Source organism: Rathayibacter sp. AY1F4, assembly GCF_002931775.1.
Classification (GTDB): Bacteria; Actinomycetota; Actinomycetes; order Actinomycetales; family Microbacteriaceae; genus Rathayibacter.
Window position 1 is genome coordinate 18,065 of the sequence record NZ_PSVE01000008.1, and the last position, 18,277, is coordinate 36,341.

Genomic DNA, 18,277 nt, shown 5'->3' on the forward strand with positions numbered 1-18,277 from the left:
AGCGGTGCCCTACTTCCCGGAGTTCCCGGCCGAGCCGAGCTGACGGGTCGCCTCGGCGACGCGCGCGGCCATCGCGGTCTCGGCGATCTTGCCCCACGAGCGCGGGTCGTAGACCTTCTTGTTGCCGACCTCGCCGTCGACCTTGAGGAAGCCGTCGTAGTTCTTCAGCACGGTGTCCGCGACGGAGCGGCTGAACGCGTACTGCGTGTCGGTGTCGATGTTCATCTTGACGACGCCGTTGCGGACCGCCTCGGCGATCTCCTCGTCGGTCGAGCCCGAGCCGCCGTGGAAGACGAGATCGAGGGGGAGCGCGCCGGTGCCGTACTTCGCCTGCAGTCCGTCCTGGATCTCGCGGAGCAGCTCCGGGCGCAGTCGGACGTTGCCCGGCTTGTAGACGCCGTGGACGTTGCCGAAGGTGAGGGCGGCCATGTAGCGGCCCTGCTCGCCGAAGCCGAGGGCCTCGACGGTCGCGATCGCGTCGTCGAGCGTGGTGTAGAGGTGCTCGTTGATGTCGTGCGAGACGCCGTCCTCCTCGCCGCCGACGACGCCGATCTCGACCTCGAGGATGGCGTTGATGTTCTTGACGCGCGGGAGGATCTCCTTCGCGATGGCGAGGTTCTCGTCGAGCGGGATCGCGGAGCCGTCCCACATGTGCGACTGGAAGAGCGGCTCGCGACCGGCCTTGACCTCCTCCTCGGAGGCGGCGATCAGCGGGTAGACGAAGCCCTCGAGCGCGTTCTGCGGGCAGTGGTCGGTGTGGAGCGCGACCGTGACCGGGTAGTTCTTGGCGACCTCGGTCGCGAACCTCGCGAAGGCGATCGCGCCTGCCGCGCGGTTCTTCACGGTGTGGCCGGCGAAGTAGTCCGCGCCTCCGGTGGTGACCTGGATGATGCCGTCCGAGCCCGCCTCGGTGAGGCCCTGGAGGACCGCGTTGATCGTCTGCGACGACGAGACGTTGAACGCCGGGTAGGCGAAGCCGCCCGCCTTCGCCTTGTCGAGCATCTCTGCGTACTGGTCCGGGGTAGCGACGGGCATGGCATCTCCTTTGACGGATGAACGAAGGGGGGTCGGGCGAGGCCCGCGTCGCGGACGAGTCTAGCGAGGCGCCCCTCCGCGGTCCCTCCGCCCGTGGAGGGCCCTGGACTAGGCTTCGGGCAGGGATGGGGATCCGCTCCGCGGGTCCTGCGACGACGTGCACGAACTCGACGACGAAGGACTCCGCTCTGTGATCGACAACGACTCGCTCTACCTCCACCCCGACCGCAACCTCGGCATGGAGCTCGTCCGCGCCACCGAGGCCGCCGCGATCCGCGCCGTGCCCTTCATCGGCAAGGGCGACAAGAACGCCGCCGACGGCGCAGCGGTCGACGCCATGCGCACCTTCCTCGGGACCGTGAACTTCGACGGAGTCGTCGTGATCGGCGAGGGCGAGAAGGACAACGCGCCCATGCTCTTCAACGGCGAGCACGTCGGCAACGGCTCGGGGCCCGCCGCCGACATCGCCGTCGACCCGATCGACGGCACCTCGCTGACCGCCGCCGGGCGCCAGAACGCGCTCTCGATGATCGCCGTCGCCGACCGCGGCGCGATGTTCGACCCCTCCGCCGTGTTCTACATGGAGAAGATCGTCACCGGGCCCGAGGGCGTCGGGATCATCGACATCCAGCGCCCGATCGGCGAGAACATCCGCGCCCTGGCCCGCGCCAAGCGCAAGCCCGTCGAGGAGATGCGCATCGCGGTGCTGGACCGCCCGCGCCACGCTCAGCTGATCGAGGACATCCGCGCGGCCGGAGCCGGCACGCGCCTCCTGCTCGACGGCGACGTCGCGGGCGGCATCAACGCCGCTCGCCACGACTCCCGACTCGACATGTGCGTCGGCACCGGAGGCACGCCCGAGGGCATCATCACGGCCTGCGCCATCCGCGCGCTCGGCGGAGTGATCCAGGGCATCCTCCGCCCGAAGGACGACGACGAGCGCCAGCGCGCCATCGACGCCGGCCACGACCTCGATCGCGTCCTCCACGCCAACGACCTCGTCCGCAGCGACAACACCTACTTCGTCGCGACCGGAGTGACGAACGGCGGGCTCGTGAAGGGCGTGCGCAAGGAGGGCCACGTCATCACGACGGAGTCCATCGTGCTGCGCTCCCGCTCGGGCACCATCCGCCGCGTGACCGCCCAGCACCTCGCGGAGAAGTGGGTCTAGGCCGTCACTCTCTCTCCGAGACGCCGCACTGCTGCCGAGGCGCCGTCCCGCCGACGGCGCCTCGGCGAGAGCGGTGGCGTCTCGGCTTGTGATGGGCGATAGAACGTCGGCCTCGATCATCACTAGGTGAGCGGGCGGAGCCGCGGCGGGTCTCGATGCGCGTCGCGGGCGCTACTCCGCCGAGCCGCGCAGGCGGAGTGCCGTCGCGAGCTGCGGTCGTCCGGGTGTCGAGCCGGATGGACGGCGCCGCCCGCGCGCGGCCTTCGCGCCCGGTGATCGCTCAACGGGGGACCGGGGACCCTACGCGCTCCGCTCGGACTCGTCGTCCGCGGCGAGCAGCTCGACGGCGGTGAGGCGGCGCGGCGAGGAGGCGACTCCTCCGACCGGGGCGATGACGCGCGACTCGTCGAGGGAGTCGAACTGGCGCGCGGTGACCAGCACGCGGCTCTCGAGCGAGCCGGCGAAGGCGTTGTAGGAGTCGACCGTCTTCTCGAGCGAGCGGCGCAGGCCCTCGGCGTGGTCGGCGAGGGTGCCGAGACGGGCGTAGAGCGTCTTGCCGAGGTCGAGCAGGCGCTTGGCGTCGTCGGTGAGCACGTCCTGCTGCCAGGTGTACGCGACCGTCTTCAGCACCGACCACAGGGTCACAGGCGAGGCGAGGGCGACGCGCTTGCGGAACGCGTACTCGAGCAGGCTCGGGTCGGCGTCGAGCGCGCTCGCGAGCAGCGGCTCGCTCGGCACGAACGCGATGACGAACTCGGGGCTCGCCGGGAGACCGGTCCAGTAGGAGCGGGCGGCCAGCGCGTCCACATGGCCGCGGAGGGCGCGGACGTGCGCGCGCAGGAGCCCCGCGCGCCGCGCCTCCTCCTCTCCGCCGGCGCCCGCGGGGATCGCGCTCGCCTCCAGGTACGCGTCGAACGGCACCTTGGCGTCCACCGCGATCGCCTTGCCGCCGGGCAGGCGGACCACCATGTCGGCGCGGCCGCGGCCCGCCTCGCCCTCGAGCCCGAACTGCACGTCGAAGTCGACCCGCTGGGTGAGCCCGGCGGCCTCGACGACGTTCCGCAGCTGCGTCTCGCCCCAGGCGCCGCGGCTCGTGGTGGAGCGGAGCGCGGACGCGAGGGTCTCGGTCGTCGAGCGCAGCTGCTCGCCCGCCGCCCGCTGTCCCTCGAGCTGCTCGGTGATCGCCCCGAACTGGGCGGCGCGCTCGCGCTCGAGCCGGCCGACCGCCTCCTGCATGCCGCGCAGGCTCTCGGCGACGGGGGAGAGGGTCTGCAGGATGCGCGCGTCGTGCCGCTCGCGCTCGGCGACGACGCGCAGCTGCTCCTGGAGCTCGCGGATCTGGTCGCGGGCGGAGCCGAGGTGCTCGCGGTGCTGCTCGACGACGGCCTCGTGCCGCTCCTCCAGGCCCTCCGCGCGGGCGCGGGCCGTCGCGAGGTCGAGGGCGAGGGCGGCGTCGGGCGTGCGGGAGCGGGCGAAGAGGACGGCCACGACTCCCGCGAGGAGCGCACCGACCACCAGGCCGAGGACGAAGGAGAGATCCATGCCGCCGATGACACCATGCACCTCCGACATCGAGCGATCAACGCGCCACGACCACCGAACGAGGGCCAGGACGCCCTGCGACCGCCTCGTAGACTTCGCGATCATGGGGAATCACCACCGCTCATCGCGCCTGCTCACGGCCGCGCTCGCTCTCGCCGTCGGGTTCGGCACCGCCCTCGTTCCGATCACCTCCGCCTCCGCCGCCGAGGACGCGCCGTCGACCGTCTCGGTCGAGACCGGCGCTCTCGACGCGTCCCTCGACCGCGCCGACCTCGGCGTCCCGGACCAGTCGACGCAGTACAGCGCCGAGGAGACGAAGAGCTTCCGCGCCGGCTTCATCGTCAGCGACGCCCAGTTCTTCGACGGCGACGCGCTGAGCACCGGTCAGGTGCAGTCGCTCCTGAACGAGAAGGGCAGCCGGTGCTCCACCGCCGGCGCCGCCCCCTGCCTCAAGGACTTCTCGCAGGCGACGCCGTCCAAGGCGGCGGACGCGATGTGCAGCGCCTACCAGGGCTCCGGCAGCGAGTCGTCGGCCTCGATCTTCACGCGCGTCGGCCTGGCCTGCGGCATCAACCCGCTGGCCCTGGTCGTGCTCGTGCAGAAGGAGCGCAGCCTCGTCACCGACGCGACGCCGAGCCCCGAGGACTACGCCAAGGCGACCGGCTACAACTGCCCGGACACCGCGGCGTGCGACCCCGGCTCGGCGGGCTTCTTCACGCAGGTCTACAGCGCGGCCCGCCAGTTCAAGCGCTACGCCAACCCGCCCGGCTCCGGCTCGAACTTCACCACCTACGCTCCGGGCACGACGCCGAACGTCGCCTACTACCCGAGCACCGCGTGCGGCTCCTCGCCGGTCACCATCCGCAACCAGGCCACGGCCGACCTCTACTACTACACGCCGTACCAGCCCAACGACTACGCGCTCACCGGCTCCGGCAACGCCAACTGCGCGACCTACGGCAACATCAACTTCTGGTACCTCTTCAGCGACTGGAACCCGAACGGCACCCTGGCCAACGCCGGGATCGCCCCCGCGGGACGCGTCGACGCCCCGCGCATCTCGGGCAGCACGCTGAGCGTGTCCGGCTGGGCCGTCGACCCGACGACGCAGCAGGCCGCGCTGACCACGACGGTCACGGTGACCGGCCCCGACGGCACCCGCACGGTCCGCACGCAGACCGCGAACGGCGACCGCGGCGACATCCCGGGCGAGTACTCCGTCGCCGGCCGCGCCCACGGCTTCGGCGCCACGACGCCCGTCTCGGCACCCGGCGCCTACCAGGTCTGCGTCTCCACCGACTCCGTCGAGTGGAACCGCTGGGTCGGCTCGGGCGACTCCCGCGGCCCCGGCCGGAAGGATCTCGGCTGCTCGACCGTGAGCACGTCGGCCGGGATCGACGTCTCGCGTCTGGCCGGCACCGACCGCCAGGGCACCGCCGTCGAGATCTCGAAGGCCGTCTTCGGCCCGAACGTCCCCGTCGTCTACATCGCGACCGGCGCGAACTTCCCCGACGCGCTGAGCGCCGCCCCGGCCGCGGCCAAGCAGAAGGGTCCGCTGCTCCTGGTCGACCGCGACGGCATGTCGCAGCCCGTCCGCGACGAGCTCGACCGCCTGAAGCCCGCGAAGATCGTCGTCGTCGGATCGGAGCTCAGCGTCGGCAAGGGCGTGTACGACCAGCTCCGCGGCTACACCTCGTCGATCCAGCGGCTCGGCGGGACCGACCGCTACGACACCTCGAGGAAGATCATCCAGTACGCCTTCTCGGGCGGTTCGTCGCGCGCCTGGCTGGCGACCGGCGAGAAGTTCCCGGACGCGCTCGGCGCGAGCGCCGCAGCCGGCTCGGTGAACGCTCCCGTCGTCCTGGTCAATGGCACCGGGAGCACGGCGGACGCCGTGACGAAGAGCATCCTCTCGGGGCTCAAGGTGCAGAACCTCACCATCGCGGGCAGCCCCCTGTCGGTGAGCGAGGGGATCAAGAACTCGCTTCCGGTGCCGACGATCACCCGCATCGGCGGAGTCGACCGCTACGACACCTCGGAGCAGCTGAACCGGGCAGCCTTCTCGAGGGCGAAGACCGTGTTCCTGGCGACGGGCGAGAACTTCCCCGACGCCCTCGCCGGAGCCACGGCGGCGGGCTACTCGAACAGCCCGCTCTTCGCCGTGCCGACGAACTGCGTGCCTCGCGCCGTCCTGACCGACATCGCGAAGTCGGGAGCTCAGCGGGTCGTCCTCCTCGGCGGTCCCACCACCCTCTCGGAGGACGTCGCGCGGCTCACCCCCTGCGGCTGATCGCCCGCGACCCCGCCACTAGCGTGGAGGGATGACCCCGACCGCACCGTCCCCGACCGGCCTCCGACGCCGGCGGGGCGGTGCGGTCGTCGTCGTCGCGGCGCTGGTGGCGCTCCTGCTGGGAGGCTCCGTCGACGGTACGCGCCTCGCAGCAGTGCCGTCCGAGCCGCAGACCGTCCGGCTGTGGACCTTCCTCCAGCCGGGCCCCGTCGCGGCCGACTTCGACCCGGGCGACCTGATCTCCGACGAGGTCTTCTTCGACGGCGACGCGCTCGGACCGCTCACGGTGCAGGCGTTCCTCGACGCCCGTGTCCCCGACTGCGCGGGCGGGCCGGTGCCGTGCCTGCGCGACTACGCCGAGGACACCGCGGCGATCACGGCCGACGAGCAGTGCGACGCGCTGCCCGCCGGACGCAACGTCCCGGCCGCGGAGATCATCACCTCGGTCGCCGGCGCGTGCGACGTGAATCCGGCTGTCCTCCTGGTGCTGCTGCAGAAGGAGCAGTCGCTCGTGACCGATCCGGAGCCGAGCGAGCGGCAGTTCCGCAGTGCCACGGGCTACGGCTGCCCGGACACCGCCGATTGCGACACGGACTCCTACGGCTTCGCCGCGCAGGTGTACGGAGCGGCGTGGCAGTTCCAGCGCTACCGGAACCCGGACAGCAGCTTCGACTGGTACCCGGTCGGCGCGGCCAGCGACGTCCGCTACTCCCCGGACGAGTCCTGCGGCACCGCCCCGGTGACGATCGCCAACGCGGCCACGGCGGGTCTCTACTACTACACGCCGTACCAGCCGAACGCGGCGGCGCTCGCGAACCTCTACGGCGAGGGCGACGACTGCTCGGCCTACGGGAACCGGAACTTCTGGCGCATCTTCAGCACCTGGTTCGGCGACCCCCGCGGCTGAGCCGATCGTCTCGAGCAGGCTCGGCACGACGGACGTCAGGCGGCGACGGGAGCCTTCGGGCGAAGGCGCTTCACGGAGACGCCGGCCAGCTCGCCGAGCTCGGCCATGCTCGCGGCGCCGTGCCGCCGGGCCGCGTGCACGACGATCGCGGCGCATGCCTCGGCGTCGGCCGACGCGTCGTGGTGGCGGAAGTCCTCGAAGCCCGCGGCCATGGCGACGACGGGGAGGCGGTAGGAGTCGAGCTCGTACGTCTTGCGGGCGAGCTGCAGCGAGCAGAGGTAGTCGTACTCGGGGTGCTCGAGGGAGGTCGCCGCGCAGGCCGCGCGGATGACGCCCATGTCGAAGCCGGCGTTGTGCGCGACGAACACGTCCTCGCCGGCGAAGGCCGCCAGGTCGGCGAACTGGTCGACCCAGGAGGCGGCGGCGTGCACGTCGTGCTTGCGGATGCCGTGGATCCGCGTGTTCCACTCGAGGAAGTCGTCGTACCCCAGCGGCGGGCGGATGAGCCAGCCGGCGCGGTCGACGACGCGGCCGTCGCGGACCTTGACGAGCCCGACGGAGCAGGCGGAGGCCCCGTGCGAGTTGGCGGTCTCGAAGTCGATGGCGGTGAAGTCGATGGGCACGCTCCAGCCTCTCACGCACCTCCGACGCCGCCGGGAGCGTCGCGCGCGCGTCGACCCGAGCGGCCGGGAGCACCCGCCGGCCGTGAGCCGAACGCGTCCCGTTCCTCCGCGCTCCGCCCGCCCGGCCCTTCCGCCGCCACGCCGTAGGATGGATGCCCGTGGCTCTCACTATCGCAATCGTCGGTCTCCCCAACGTCGGCAAGTCGACGCTCTTCAACGCACTGACCAAGAACACGGTGCTCGCGGCGAACTACCCGTTCGCGACGATCGAGCCGAACGTGGGTGTGGTGAACCTGCCCGACTCCCGCCTCGAGGTGCTCGCCGGGATCTTCGGCTCCGAGCGCATCCTCCCGGCGCCCGTCTCCTTCGTCGACATCGCCGGCATCGTGCGCGGCGCGTCCGAGGGCGAGGGCCTGGGCAACAAGTTCCTCGCGAACATCCGCGAGGCCGACGCGATCGCGCAGGTCATCCGCGGCTTCGAGGACTCCGACGTCGTCCACGTCGACGGCAAGGTCGACGCCGCCAGCGACATGGAGACGATCAACACCGAGCTGGTCCTCGCCGATCTCCAGACCCTCGAGAAGGCCGAGGCCCGCTACGAGAAGGAGCTCAAGGGGAGGAAGATCGAGCCGATCGTGGTCGAGACCGCGAAGAAGGCGCGCGAGTTCCTCGACCAGGGCAAGCCGCTGTCGGCCTCCTCGATCGATCTGGAGCCGATCCGCGAGCTGGGCCTGCTGACCGCCAAGCCCTTCATCTACGTCTTCAACGTCGACGAGGCCGTGCTGACCGACGACGCCCGGAAGGCCGAGCTCGCGGCCCTGGTCGCGCCGGCGAAGGCGATCTTCCTCGACGCGAAGATCGAGTCCGAGCTGATCGACCTCGACGAGGCCGACGCCGCCGAGATGCTCGAGTCGACCGGCCAGACGGAGTCGGGCCTCAACCAGCTCGCGACCATCGGCTTCGACACCCTGGGCCTCCAGACGTACCTCACGGCCGGCCCGAAGGAGACGCGCGCTTGGACCATCGGGAAGGGCTGGACCGCGCCCCAGGCCGCCGGTGTCATCCACACCGACTTCCAGAAGGGCTTCATCAAGGCCGAGATCATCTCGTTCGACGACCTCGTCGAGACCGGCTCGATCGCCGAGGCCCGCGCGAAGGGCAAGGCCCGCATCGAGGGCAAGGACTACGTCATGCAGGACGGCGACGTCGTGGAGTTCCGCTTCAACGTGTAGGACGGCCGCGCTCGGCTCGAGGCGCCCGGTTCGCTCGGATCCCCGGATCCGCGAGCCGGGCGCTTCTGCGCGGAGGTGCGGGATGGCCGACCCCGGGAGTCCGAGACGAGGCCGGTCACGTCCCCGGACGTCCGCCCCGCCCCGTCAGTTCAGCACGTCCCCGATCAGCCAGCTCGACAGCCCGACGAGGGTGCAGACGCCGACGACCACCCAGGCGACGGTCCGGCGGACCGAGCGGGAGACCGCCTCCGAGCTGCGGGGAGTGGGACGCAGCGGCGCCGTGTACGAGGGCGGGACGGTGTAGGTCCGGGCCGGCGGGAGGAGTCGGGGAAGAGTGACCGGACGGCCGTCGACCCACTCGGCGGGCAGCTCCGCGGCCTTCGCGGCCTGCAGCGTGAGCTCGACCTTCAGCGGGGATCCGCGGAGGGAGGCGTAGGCGGCGGCGGTGAGGCCGAGGCTCGCGAGGTGGCGGAGGGTCGGGGCGAAATCCGCCGAGAGGGTCGGGGAGAGCTCGCCCACCCGCTCGCCGTCGAGACGGAGCTCGACGAGGTCGCCGGCCGGGTGCAGGGTCACCAGCAGCAGGCCGCGGCCGCTCGCCGGGACGACCGTCGAGAGGCGGGCGAAGTGCTCGTCCTCGCGCAGGACCGGCAGGCCCCGCGACCAGGGGAGGATCGAGTGGCGCTCGACGGGCGGCTCGTTGAGCGGCACGAGCAGCTCGGGGGCGACCAGGGCGACGCGGAGGACGGCCCGCAGGCCCTCCTCGCCGCGCTCGACCCGGAGGCGCGCGGTCGTGACCGGGACGGCTCCGCTCGCCACGACCCGGTCGAGAGTAGCCCGGTGGGCGGAGGCGTTCGGCAGGTAGCCGAGGACGCGGCCGCCGGCCCGGACCGAGACGGCGTCGAGGCCGGTGGGGTGGTCGGGCTCGGGGATCAGGTCGACCTCGAGGGTCCGCTCGTCGATCTCGCCCGGCTCGAGCGTGCGGCCGATCAGATCGGCGATCTCCTCGATCCGCTCGGCCTCGGCGAGGGCGTCGACGCTCGGGGCGCCGTCGGCGTTCGGGAGGCGGTAGACGACGCGCTCCGTGACGGGGGTGACGGGTGCGTCCCGCACCACCGCGGCACTGTCCTGCGCGGAGCGACGCGCCCCGGTGAACCGCCTGCCGTCCCACCAGCGCATCTCGGCCGCATCGGCCTCGTCGCGGTACCAGCCCGCCGGCGCACCCTCGTCCATCGACCCCCCGTTCCTCCGGCGAACGAGTCTACGAGGAGGGCGGGAGCGTCAGAGACCCGGGTCCGTGGCGGCGGGATCCTCGGGGGCGAGCGCGGCCGCGGGCTCGCCGGAGGCGGGGCCGCTCCACGCACCGGACTCGTGCGCCCGAGGGCCGGCGATCCATCCCAGAGCCTCGCGGACGAGCATCCGGACGTGACGCGCGTGGCCGATGGTGACGGGGGCGGGATCCTCGAGGACCTCGAGCAGGCGCTGCAGCACGGCACGGCTCTGCAGTCGTGTCATGGGCCTCACGGTAGGGGCCCCGTCGCTCGGACGGTAGTGCCGATCCGCGACAGCGCACCCGTCTAGGCTCGCCACATGACTCGTCTCGACGGTGCCGTCGTCCTCGTCCTCGGAGCCTCGGGCGGCCTCGGCCGCCTCCTGGCCGATTCGCTGGAGGCGCGCGGTGCCGTCGCGGTGCGCTCGGGGCGCGACTCCGCGGCGCTCGGCGAGGTGCCCCTGGTCGCCGACCTGCGCGGGGAGGACGAGCCCCGGCGCGTGGTCGCCGCGGTGCTCGAGCGGCACGGGCGCCTCGACGGCGTCGTCGTGGCCGCGGGCGTCGTGGCCTTCGGGCCGTCCGCCGAGCTCGATCCGGCCGTTCTGGAGGAGCTCGTCGAGGTGAACGCGCTGGCGCCGATCCGGGTGCTGACCGCCGCGCTGCCGTCGCTCGTCGCGTCGGCGGGCGAGGGGCGCGAGCCGTTCGCGCTGACCATCAGCGGCGTGGTGGCGGAGGCTCCGACCGCGGGCCTCGCCGCGTACTCCGCCTCGAAGGCGGCACTGCACGCCTTCGTGAAGGCCTCGGCCCGCGAGTACAAGCGGGCGGGCGTCCTCCTGCTCGACGCGCGTCCCGGCCACACCGAGACCGAGCTGTCCTGGCACCCGCTCGCGGGAGACGCGCCCCGCTTCGGCGCGGGTCTGGCGCCGCAGGACGTGGTCGACCGGCTGCTCGACGCGGTCGAGGGCGGCGAGACCGACCTGCCTCCTGCGGCGTTCACCGGCTGACGCCGTCCCGGGACGAGGCGGAGCCGGTCGATCCTCGCGGGAGCGCCCCGGATCGAGCACTGCAGCCTCGGTTGCGTACAGCCGCCGTGGTCAGCCTGCGCATCCGGCGGCCGGGACCGCGATCGGCGCGGCAGCCCGTCCGACCGTCCTCCCCGCAGACGCGGGGATACCCGCCGTTCACCGGAGCGTTGCACGGCCGCACTAGCGTCCCTCCGTGCCCGACACCGCCGATGACGCCCTCCGTCCCACTCCCGAGCTGCTCCGCACGCTCACACCCGCCGACGCGCGGGACCTCGTCGTGCTGGACGAGGACGACGACGATCCGGTGCTCCTGCGCCGCGACGGCACGCAGGTCGACACCTGGCGCGAGGGCTACCCCTACGACGAGCGGATGTCGCGCGAGGAGTACGAGGCGGGCAAGCGCCTCCTCCAGATCGAGCTGCTGAAGCTGCAGAACTGGATCAAGAAGCACGGGCGCCGGCTCGTGGTCGTGTTCGAGGGGCGCGACGCCGCGGGCAAGGGCGGCACCATCAAGCGCTTCACCGAGCACCTCAACCCGCGCGGAGCCCGCGTGGTCGCGCTCGAGAAGCCGACCGAGCGCGAGGCCGGTCAGTGGTACTTCCAGCGCTACGTCTCGCACCTGCCGGCCGCCGGCGAGATCGTCCTCTTCGACCGCTCCTGGTACAACCGGGCCGGCGTGGAGCGCGTGATGGGCTTCTGCACGCCGGCGCAGTACGACGAGTTCATCCGCCAGACGCCGCTGTTCGAGCGGATGCTCGTCGGCGACGGCATCGACCTGGTGAAGCTGTGGTTCTCGGTCTCGGCGGAGGAGCAGCGCACCCGGTTCACGATCCGCATGATCGACCCCGTGCGCCAGTGGAAGCTCTCGCCGATGGACCTCGCCTCGCTCGACAAGTGGGGCGACTACACCGCGGCCAAGGAGGCGATGATGGCGGCGACCGACACCGCCGACGCTCCCTGGACCATCGTGAAGAGCAACGACAAGAAGCGCGCCCGGCTCGAGGCCATGCGCTATGTGCTGAGCCTCTACGACTACGACGGACGCGACGAGGAGGTCGTGGGCCCGCTGGGTCCGGACCCGCTGATCGTCGGATCGGCCGCGGACGTGTACGAGCGCGGCGAGCACGCCGCGACGAGCTGACCGGGGGGACGGACATGGGGGAGTCGGGGATCGGCGCGGAGCTGCCGGGGGTGCACCTGCGCTGGCTGGCGCTCGACGAGCAGACGCTGGACGCCGAGCGGCTGCTGCCGCTGCTGAGCGACGAGGAGCGCGAGCGCTACGCCGGCACGGTCGCCGCGTCGGCGGCCGAGCGCTTCGTCTTCGGGCGGGTGCTCCTGCGGATGCTCGCGGCCGAGCTCACGGGGACGCGCGCGTCGGAGGTCCGGGTCGTCGCCTGCTGCCCGCGCTGCGGGGGCGCGCACGGCCGGCCGCGGCTGGAGGGACGCGGGATCGCGCTCGAGCTGCTGTCGGTGAGCATCGCGCACTGCGCGGGCGCCGTCGTGGTCGCGGCGAGCAGCGCCGGTGCGGTCGGCGTCGATGTGGAGCTGACGCTGGGCACGCCCGAGCGCGGGGAGCGGATCACGCGCATCGCCGGGGCGCCCTTCGCCACGGGCGGGATGCGCCCCGCCGACCCCGTCCTGCACTGGACCCGGATCGAGGCCGCACTGAAGGCGGACGGCCGCGGGCTCGAGCTCGACCCGCGCCGGGTGCACGTGCACGAGTCGCACCACGCGGCGGAGGCGCGGATCGACGGCGTCCGCTTCCGGCTGGCCGAGCCGCAGCTGGACCCCGCGCTGAGGGTCAGCGTCGCCCTCGGGCCGATGGGGGACGCGGGCGCCGGGCCCATCATCGGCTGGCGGCGCGAGCACGGCGACGCGCTCGCGGACTCGCTGGTGTCAGCGCCGGGACGGTAGCGGCGGCAGCTCCTCGTCGAGGAGCCAGGCGTCGAGCAGGTCGTCCACGCCCTCGCCGAGGACCTCGGTGCAGAGCTCGCGGAACTCCTCGTCGGTGACGGCGGCGGAGGCGTAGCGGGATGTCCACTCCCGCAGCAGCCGGAGGAAGGGCTCGTCGCCGACGGTGAGCCGCAGCGCGTGCAGGGTGAGCGCGCCGCGCTTGTAGACGCGGTCGTCGAAGAGTGCGACCGGCCCCGGATCGGCGAGCACGAGATCCTGCGCCGCGGCCCGCAGCACCGCGTGGTGGCGGCGGGCGCAGGCGTCGGCGGTGGCGCGGCCCGACTCCTCCGACCACAGCCACTCCGCGTAGCAGGCGAACCCCTCGTTGAGCCAGATGTGGCGCCACCGGGCGATGCCCACGCTGTTGCCGAACCACTGGTGCGCGAGCTCGTGCGCGATGAGGCGCTCCGAGCCGCCGCGGCCGTCGGCGTGATTGGAACCGAACACCGCCATCGCCTGCGCCTCGAGTGGGATCTCCAGCTCGTCCGCCGTGACGACGACGCAGTAGCGGGCGAAGGGGTAGGGCCCGAACAGCCGCGTGAACAGGGCGAGCATGCGCTCGAGCGGAGCGAAGTCGTGCGCGACCCGAGCGGCCAGGGCGGCGGGGCGGGCGAGGGTCACCGCGACCCCGGCGAGCACGCGCTCCTCGATCGCGTAGCGGCCGATCTGCACCGAGGCGAGGTACGCGGCGCTGGGCTCGCGCTGCTCGTAGAGCCAGGTGCGGCGGCCGGAGCGGGCGCTCGAGTCGACGAGCACCCCGTTCGCGAGCACGGCGTAGCCCTCCTCGGCGGTGACGCGCAGGCGGTACGGAGCCTTCTCGGCGACGTCGTCGTTGCAGGGGAACCAGGTGGAGGAGCCGGAGGGCTGCGAGGCGACGAGCACCCCGTCCTCCAGCTCCTCCCAGCCGAGCTCGCCCCAGTGGCTGGCGCGGGGGGCGGGGTGGCCGCTGTACTCGATCTCGACGTCGACGCTCTCGCCGGCGGCCAGCGGCTCGGCGGGGGACACCCGCAGCTTGTGCGGCGCCTGCTCGTGGCGGGCGCGGCGCCCGTCGATCCGGACGCGGGCCACGCGGAGCCGGGAGAGGTCGAGGGAGAACCGCCGGAGCGGCTGCAGCGCGACGATCCGCAGCACCGCCCGGCCGGCCAGGCGGTTCGAGGCGACGCGGTAGTCGAGGTCGAGGTCGTAGGCCTCGACGCGGTAGCCGGTGTTCCCGATGCCGGGGACGTAGGGGTCGCCGGCGGTCTCGAGCCCGGTCAGCGCGGGGCTCACGCGACGGGCGCGTGGTAGTCGGCGACGCGCACCTCGCGCCACGGGCCGATCGGGTTGCCGCTCCAGCGGCTGCCCGCGGGCACCAGCTCCCCCCGCATGACGAGCGAGGCCGGGCCGACCGTGCCGTGCTCGGCGATCCGCGCGGCGGGGAGGATCACGCTGTGCGGGCCCAGGGTGGCGCCGGCGTCGAGGCTCACGAGATCCATGCTCATGATTCGATCATGGAACAGGTGCGTCTGCACGACGCAGCCCCGGTTCACGGTCGCTCCGTCGCCGAGCGAGATCAGATCGGCCTCGGGGAGCCAGTAGCTCTCGCACCAGACGCCGCGTCCGATCCGGGCGCCGAGGCTCCGCAGCCACCAGACCAGCGCCGGAGTGCCCGCGGCGGCGTGGGCGAACCAGGGCGCGGCGACCATCTCGGTGAAGGCGTCGGCCAGCTCGCTCCGCCAGACGAACGAGGACCACAGCGGCTGCTCGCTCGGCTCGACCCTCTGGATCAGGATCCACTTCGCGGCGGTGGAGACGGCCGCGGCGACCGCCCCGGCGGCCAGCAGCACGACGCCTCCCACGAGCGCGGCGAGCACCGCCCCGAGCGTCTGGATCAGCGCGAGCAGTCCGGCGACCACGCCGAGGCCGATCGCGACCGAGACGACCACCGGGACGAAGCGGCCGAGCTCCCACGCGATGCGGGCCGCGCGGAGTCGGCGGGCGGGGCGGAAGGTGCGCGCCGACTCCGCCTCGACGACGGTGCGCCGCAGCCGCACGGGCGGTGAGCCGAGCCACGACGAGCCCGCCTTCGACTTCCGGGGCGCGGAGGAGAGGACGGCGACGAGTCCGCCGGCGGGCACGGTGTGGCCGGGCGCGGCCATGCCGGAGTTGCCGAGGAACGCGCGCTCGCCGATCTCGGCGCGGGCGAGCCGCATCCAGCCGCCGCCGAGCGCGTAGGAGGCGACGAGCGTGTCGTCGGCGAGGAACGCGCCGTCGCGGATGGTCGTCATCGCGGGCAGGAGCAGCACCGTCGAGGCCTCGACGTCGCGTCCGACCTTCGCGCCGAGGAGCCGCAGCCAGACCGGGGTGAACAGGCCCGAGTAGAGCGGGAAGAGCAGGACCCGCGCGGAGTCGAGCAGCCGCTCCGTCGACCAGACCTGCCAGCCGATCAGACCGCGCACGGGGTGGGTGCCGGGCTCGACGCCCCGCCCGAGCAGGCGCACCAGGACGACGACGAGGGCGGCGAGGACGACTCCGGAGACGGCGACGGCGGGCACGAGGGCGGCGAGAGCGGGCCCGAGCGCGGCGCCGAGGCCGGCCGAGCCGCGCACGGCGGCGGCCACGACGGCGAGCCCGGCCGCGAGGGCGAGGACCGGGACCGCCGCGAGGCCGACCGCGGACGCTCCGTACGCCCAGACCCAGCCCGGGCGGCGCGCGGGGCGCTCCGAGGGGAACCCGGCGTTCGCCCTGCCGAGCCGCTGGGCGGGGGATCCTCCCCAGCGCTGCCCGGCCGGCACCCGCCCGAAGACGGCCGATCCCGGCTCGATCTGCGCGTGCTTGCCGATCCGGGCGCCGGGGAGGAGCGTGCTGCGCGCGCCCACCGTGCTGCCCGCGCCGACCCGGACGGCGCCGACGCGCAGGACGTCGCCGTCGATCCAGTAGCCGGAGAGGTCGACCTCGGGCTCGATCGCGGCGCCGCGCCCGAGCGTGAGCATCCCGGTCAGCGGAGGGAGGGAGTGCAGGTCGACGTCGTCGGCGATGCGGGCACCGAGCGCGCGGGCGTAGTAGGCGACCCAGGGCGCGCCCGCCAGGCTCACGGCCTTGAGCTGGAACGCGATCTGCTCGGCCAGCCAGAGCCGGAGGTGCACGCTCCCGCCGCGCGGGTGGTCTCCGGCTCGGATCCCGCGCAGCAGGGTGCGCGCGGCGAGGACGGTGAGCCCCATCCGCCCGAACGGCGTGAGGAAGAGCGCGAAGGCGGGGATCAGTGCGGCGAGCGGAGCGGTGGGCAGCCAGCCGAACCCCGGCACCAGGTCGAGCACCGCGGTGACGGTGAGGATCGCGGTGATCCAGCGGGCGCTGCCGAGCACGAGCAGCGGTGCGCCGAGGAGGGTCTGCAGGACGCGCATCCGGAGGGGGACCGGCGCGATGCGGTGAGCGGACACCTCCGCGGTGCCCGTCGAGCGGCTCTGGATCTCGGCGGCCATCGCCGCGAGACGCGGGTGGGCGTAGACGTCGGCGACCGTGAACTCGGGGTCGCGCTCGCGGATCCGCGCGACCAGCTGGGCGGCGGCGAGGGAGCCGCCGCCGAGGTCGAAGAAGTTCGCCCGCTCGTCGACCGGCACGCCGAGCACGTCGCGCCAGAGGGCGGCGAGCCACGCCTCCTCGGGGTCGAGGGAGGCGTCCTCGGTCGTGCCCACGGCGAGCGGCCAGGGGAGTGCGGCGCGGTCGACCTTGCCGGAGACGCGGGTCGGCAGCTCCTCGACCACGGCCAGCAGCGGCACGAGGGATGCGGGCAGCTCCTCACGCAGGCGGGCGAGCGCCGCGTCGCGGTCGAGCTCCCGGCCGCCGGCGAGGGCCAGGTAGCCGACGAGGACCTGGTTGCCGGCCGCCGTGGTGCGGACCGCGGCCGCCGCCCCCGAGACTCCGGGGAGCGCCTGCAGCGCCGCCTCGACCTCGCCGAGCTCGATCCGCCGACCGCCGAGCTTCACCTGGTCGTCCGCGCGCCCCTGGAAGACCAGGCCGGCGCTCTCGAAGCGCACCAGGTCGCCGGAGCGGTAGGCCCGCTCCCAGCCCAGGAGCGGTGCCGGCGTGTACTTCTCGGCGTCCTTGACCGGGTCGAGGTAGCGCGCGAGCCCGACCCCGCCGATGACCAGCTCGCCGACCTCGCCCTCGCCGACCCGCTGCCCGTCCGCGTCCACGACGGCGAGCCGCCAGCCGTCCAGCGGCAGCCCGATGCGCACCGGGGGAGGCCCGCCGAGGGGCGCGGCGCAGGCGACGACGGTGGCCTCGGTCGGCCCGTAGGTGTTCCAGACCTCGCGGCCCTCGACGGCCAGGCGCTCGCCGAGCTCCGGCGGGCACGCCTCGCCGCCGAAGATCAGCAGGCGGACGTTCTCGAGCGACTCCGCGGGCCAGAGCGCCGCGAGGGTCGGCACGGTCGAGACCACGGTGATGCCGTGCGTGGTCAGCCAAGGGCCGAGGTCCATGCCGCTGCGGACCAGCGAGCGGGGAGCGGGGACGAGGCAGGCGCCGTGCCGCCAGGCGAGCCACATCTCCTCGCAGGACGCGTCGAACGCGACCGAGAGACCGGCCAGCACCCGGTCCCCGGGGCCGAGCGGCTCCGCCTGGAGGAACAGGCGCGCCTCGGCGTCGACGAAGGCGGCGGCGGAGCGGTGGCTGACCGCCACTCCCTTGGGGGTTCCGGTGGAGCCGGAGGTGAAGATGATCCAGGCGTCGTCCTCGAGCGAGGGCGGCTGCAGCAGCGGGATCGACGCCGTGCTCGGGTGCGGCGCGCTCGCGGTGAACAGGCGGGCGGCCGGCTCGTCGGCGCCGGTGCGCTCGAAGCGGCCGGAGCCGGTGATCACGCCGCGGACGGCGGCCTCGCCGAAGACGAGGCGCGCCCGCTCCTCAGGGTCGTCCGCGTCCACCGGGACGTACGCGGCTCCCGCGGCGAGGACGGCCAGGATCGCGAGGTAGAGCTCGCGGGAGCCGCTGGGCATGCGGATCCCGACGCGGTCGCCGCGGCGGACGCCGGCGGCGGTGAGCTCGCCCGCGAGCTGCACCGTGCGGGCCAGCAGCTCCCGGTAGCTGAGCGCTCCGGCCGGGTCTTCCAGCGCGGAGGCGTCCGGGTGGCGCTCCGCGGTGTCGCGGAGGACGTCGACCAGCGTGCGGGGAGGAGGGGTGGCCGCTCCGGCGTCGAGCACGTCCTGGGGGCCGGCCGTCTCGGTCACGTCTCGTCTCCGTCCCGGCCGCGCGATC

The 18,277-nt window shown here is 73.5% G+C and carries 14 protein-coding genes; 7 read left to right on the top strand and 7 right to left on the bottom strand.

Annotated elements, in window-relative coordinates; genetic code table 11:
• Positions 1 to 9: 9 nt before the first annotated feature.
• On the bottom strand, positions 10 to 1,035 hold the full coding sequence (gene fbaA / locus C5C59_RS06615; protein WP_104224414.1) for a class II fructose-bisphosphate aldolase: 1,026 nt from the start codon (positions 1,033 to 1,035) through the stop codon (positions 10 to 12).
• Positions 1,036 to 1,273: 238 nt separating this feature from the next.
• Between fbaA and glpX the strand changes: the two genes are divergently transcribed.
• Positions 1,274 to 2,206 carry a class II fructose-bisphosphatase gene (glpX, locus tag C5C59_RS06620; protein WP_097165697.1) on the top strand — a complete coding sequence of 311 codons (933 nt, stop codon included), beginning with the start codon at positions 1,274 to 1,276 and terminating at the stop codon, positions 2,204 to 2,206.
• Positions 2,207 to 2,506: 300 nt separating this feature from the next.
• Here glpX and C5C59_RS06625 read toward each other — a convergent pair whose 3' ends face one another.
• Positions 2,507 to 3,748: a DNA recombination protein RmuC gene (locus tag C5C59_RS06625; RefSeq protein WP_219812418.1), complete on the bottom strand. Its 1,242-nt coding sequence runs from the start codon at positions 3,746 to 3,748 to the stop codon at positions 2,507 to 2,509.
• Between the two features lie 103 nt (positions 3,749 to 3,851).
• Between C5C59_RS06625 and C5C59_RS06630 the strand changes: the two genes are divergently transcribed.
• Positions 3,852 to 6,038: a cell wall-binding repeat-containing protein gene (locus C5C59_RS06630; protein WP_104237530.1), complete on the top strand. Its 2,187-nt coding sequence runs from the start codon at positions 3,852 to 3,854 to the stop codon at positions 6,036 to 6,038.
• A 31-nt stretch (positions 6,039 to 6,069) separates the two neighbouring features.
• A complete protein-coding gene (locus C5C59_RS06635) occupies positions 6,070 to 6,945 on the top strand; it encodes a hemagglutinin (RefSeq protein WP_104237531.1) in 876 nt (291 codons plus the stop codon).
• Positions 6,946 to 6,980: 35 nt separating this feature from the next.
• Here the strand turns inward: C5C59_RS06635 and C5C59_RS06640 are convergent, their stop codons facing one another.
• Positions 6,981 to 7,568: an exonuclease domain-containing protein gene (locus C5C59_RS06640; protein ID WP_104224410.1), complete on the bottom strand. Its 588-nt coding sequence runs from the start codon at positions 7,566 to 7,568 to the stop codon at positions 6,981 to 6,983.
• A gap of 158 nt (positions 7,569 to 7,726) precedes the next feature.
• Here C5C59_RS06640 and ychF point away from each other — a divergent pair, with 158 nt between their 5' ends.
• Positions 7,727 to 8,800 carry a redox-regulated ATPase YchF gene (ychF, locus tag C5C59_RS06645; RefSeq protein WP_104222958.1) on the top strand — a complete coding sequence of 358 codons (1,074 nt, stop codon included), beginning with the start codon at positions 7,727 to 7,729 and terminating at the stop codon, positions 8,798 to 8,800.
• Positions 8,801 to 8,944: 144 nt separating this feature from the next.
• Here ychF and C5C59_RS06650 read toward each other — a convergent pair whose 3' ends face one another.
• A complete protein-coding gene (locus C5C59_RS06650) occupies positions 8,945 to 10,030 on the bottom strand; it encodes a DUF2510 domain-containing protein (RefSeq protein WP_104237532.1) in 1,086 nt (361 codons plus the stop codon).
• Positions 10,031 to 10,078: 48 nt separating this feature from the next.
• Positions 10,079 to 10,312: a hypothetical protein gene (locus tag C5C59_RS06655; protein WP_146082796.1), complete on the bottom strand. Its 234-nt coding sequence runs from the start codon at positions 10,310 to 10,312 to the stop codon at positions 10,079 to 10,081.
• A 75-nt stretch (positions 10,313 to 10,387) separates the two neighbouring features.
• Between C5C59_RS06655 and C5C59_RS06660 the strand changes: the two genes are divergently transcribed.
• The 3 genes from C5C59_RS06660 (at position 10,388) to C5C59_RS06670 (ending at position 13,006) form a co-directional block, all read left to right on the top strand.
• Positions 10,388 to 11,071: an SDR family oxidoreductase gene (locus tag C5C59_RS06660; RefSeq protein WP_104237534.1), complete on the top strand. Its 684-nt coding sequence runs from the start codon at positions 10,388 to 10,390 to the stop codon at positions 11,069 to 11,071.
• A 301-nt stretch (positions 11,072 to 11,372) separates the two neighbouring features.
• Positions 11,373 to 12,233, top strand: coding sequence for a polyphosphate kinase 2 (gene ppk2, locus C5C59_RS06665; RefSeq protein WP_244230712.1), 861 nt, complete (start codon positions 11,373 to 11,375; stop codon positions 12,231 to 12,233).
• Positions 12,234 to 12,247: 14 nt separating this feature from the next.
• Positions 12,248 to 13,006 carry a 4'-phosphopantetheinyl transferase superfamily protein gene (locus tag C5C59_RS06670; RefSeq protein WP_104237535.1) on the top strand — a complete coding sequence of 253 codons (759 nt, stop codon included), beginning with the start codon at positions 12,248 to 12,250 and terminating at the stop codon, positions 13,004 to 13,006.
• On the opposite strand, the gene C5C59_RS06675 is transcribed toward C5C59_RS06670, so the two are convergent.
• Together C5C59_RS06675 and C5C59_RS06680 are read right to left on the bottom strand one after the other, a co-directional pair.
• Positions 12,989 to 14,314: a M1 family metallopeptidase gene (locus tag C5C59_RS06675; protein WP_258062630.1), complete on the bottom strand. Its 1,326-nt coding sequence runs from the start codon at positions 14,312 to 14,314 to the stop codon at positions 12,989 to 12,991. The two genes, C5C59_RS06670 and C5C59_RS06675, sit on opposite strands and share 18 nt — an antisense overlap.
• Positions 14,311 to 18,249: a Pls/PosA family non-ribosomal peptide synthetase gene (locus tag C5C59_RS06680; protein WP_181134845.1), complete on the bottom strand. Its 3,939-nt coding sequence runs from the start codon at positions 18,247 to 18,249 to the stop codon at positions 14,311 to 14,313. Before C5C59_RS06680 ends, C5C59_RS06675 begins: the two co-directional genes overlap by 4 nt.
• Positions 18,250 to 18,277: the final 28 nt, after the last annotated feature.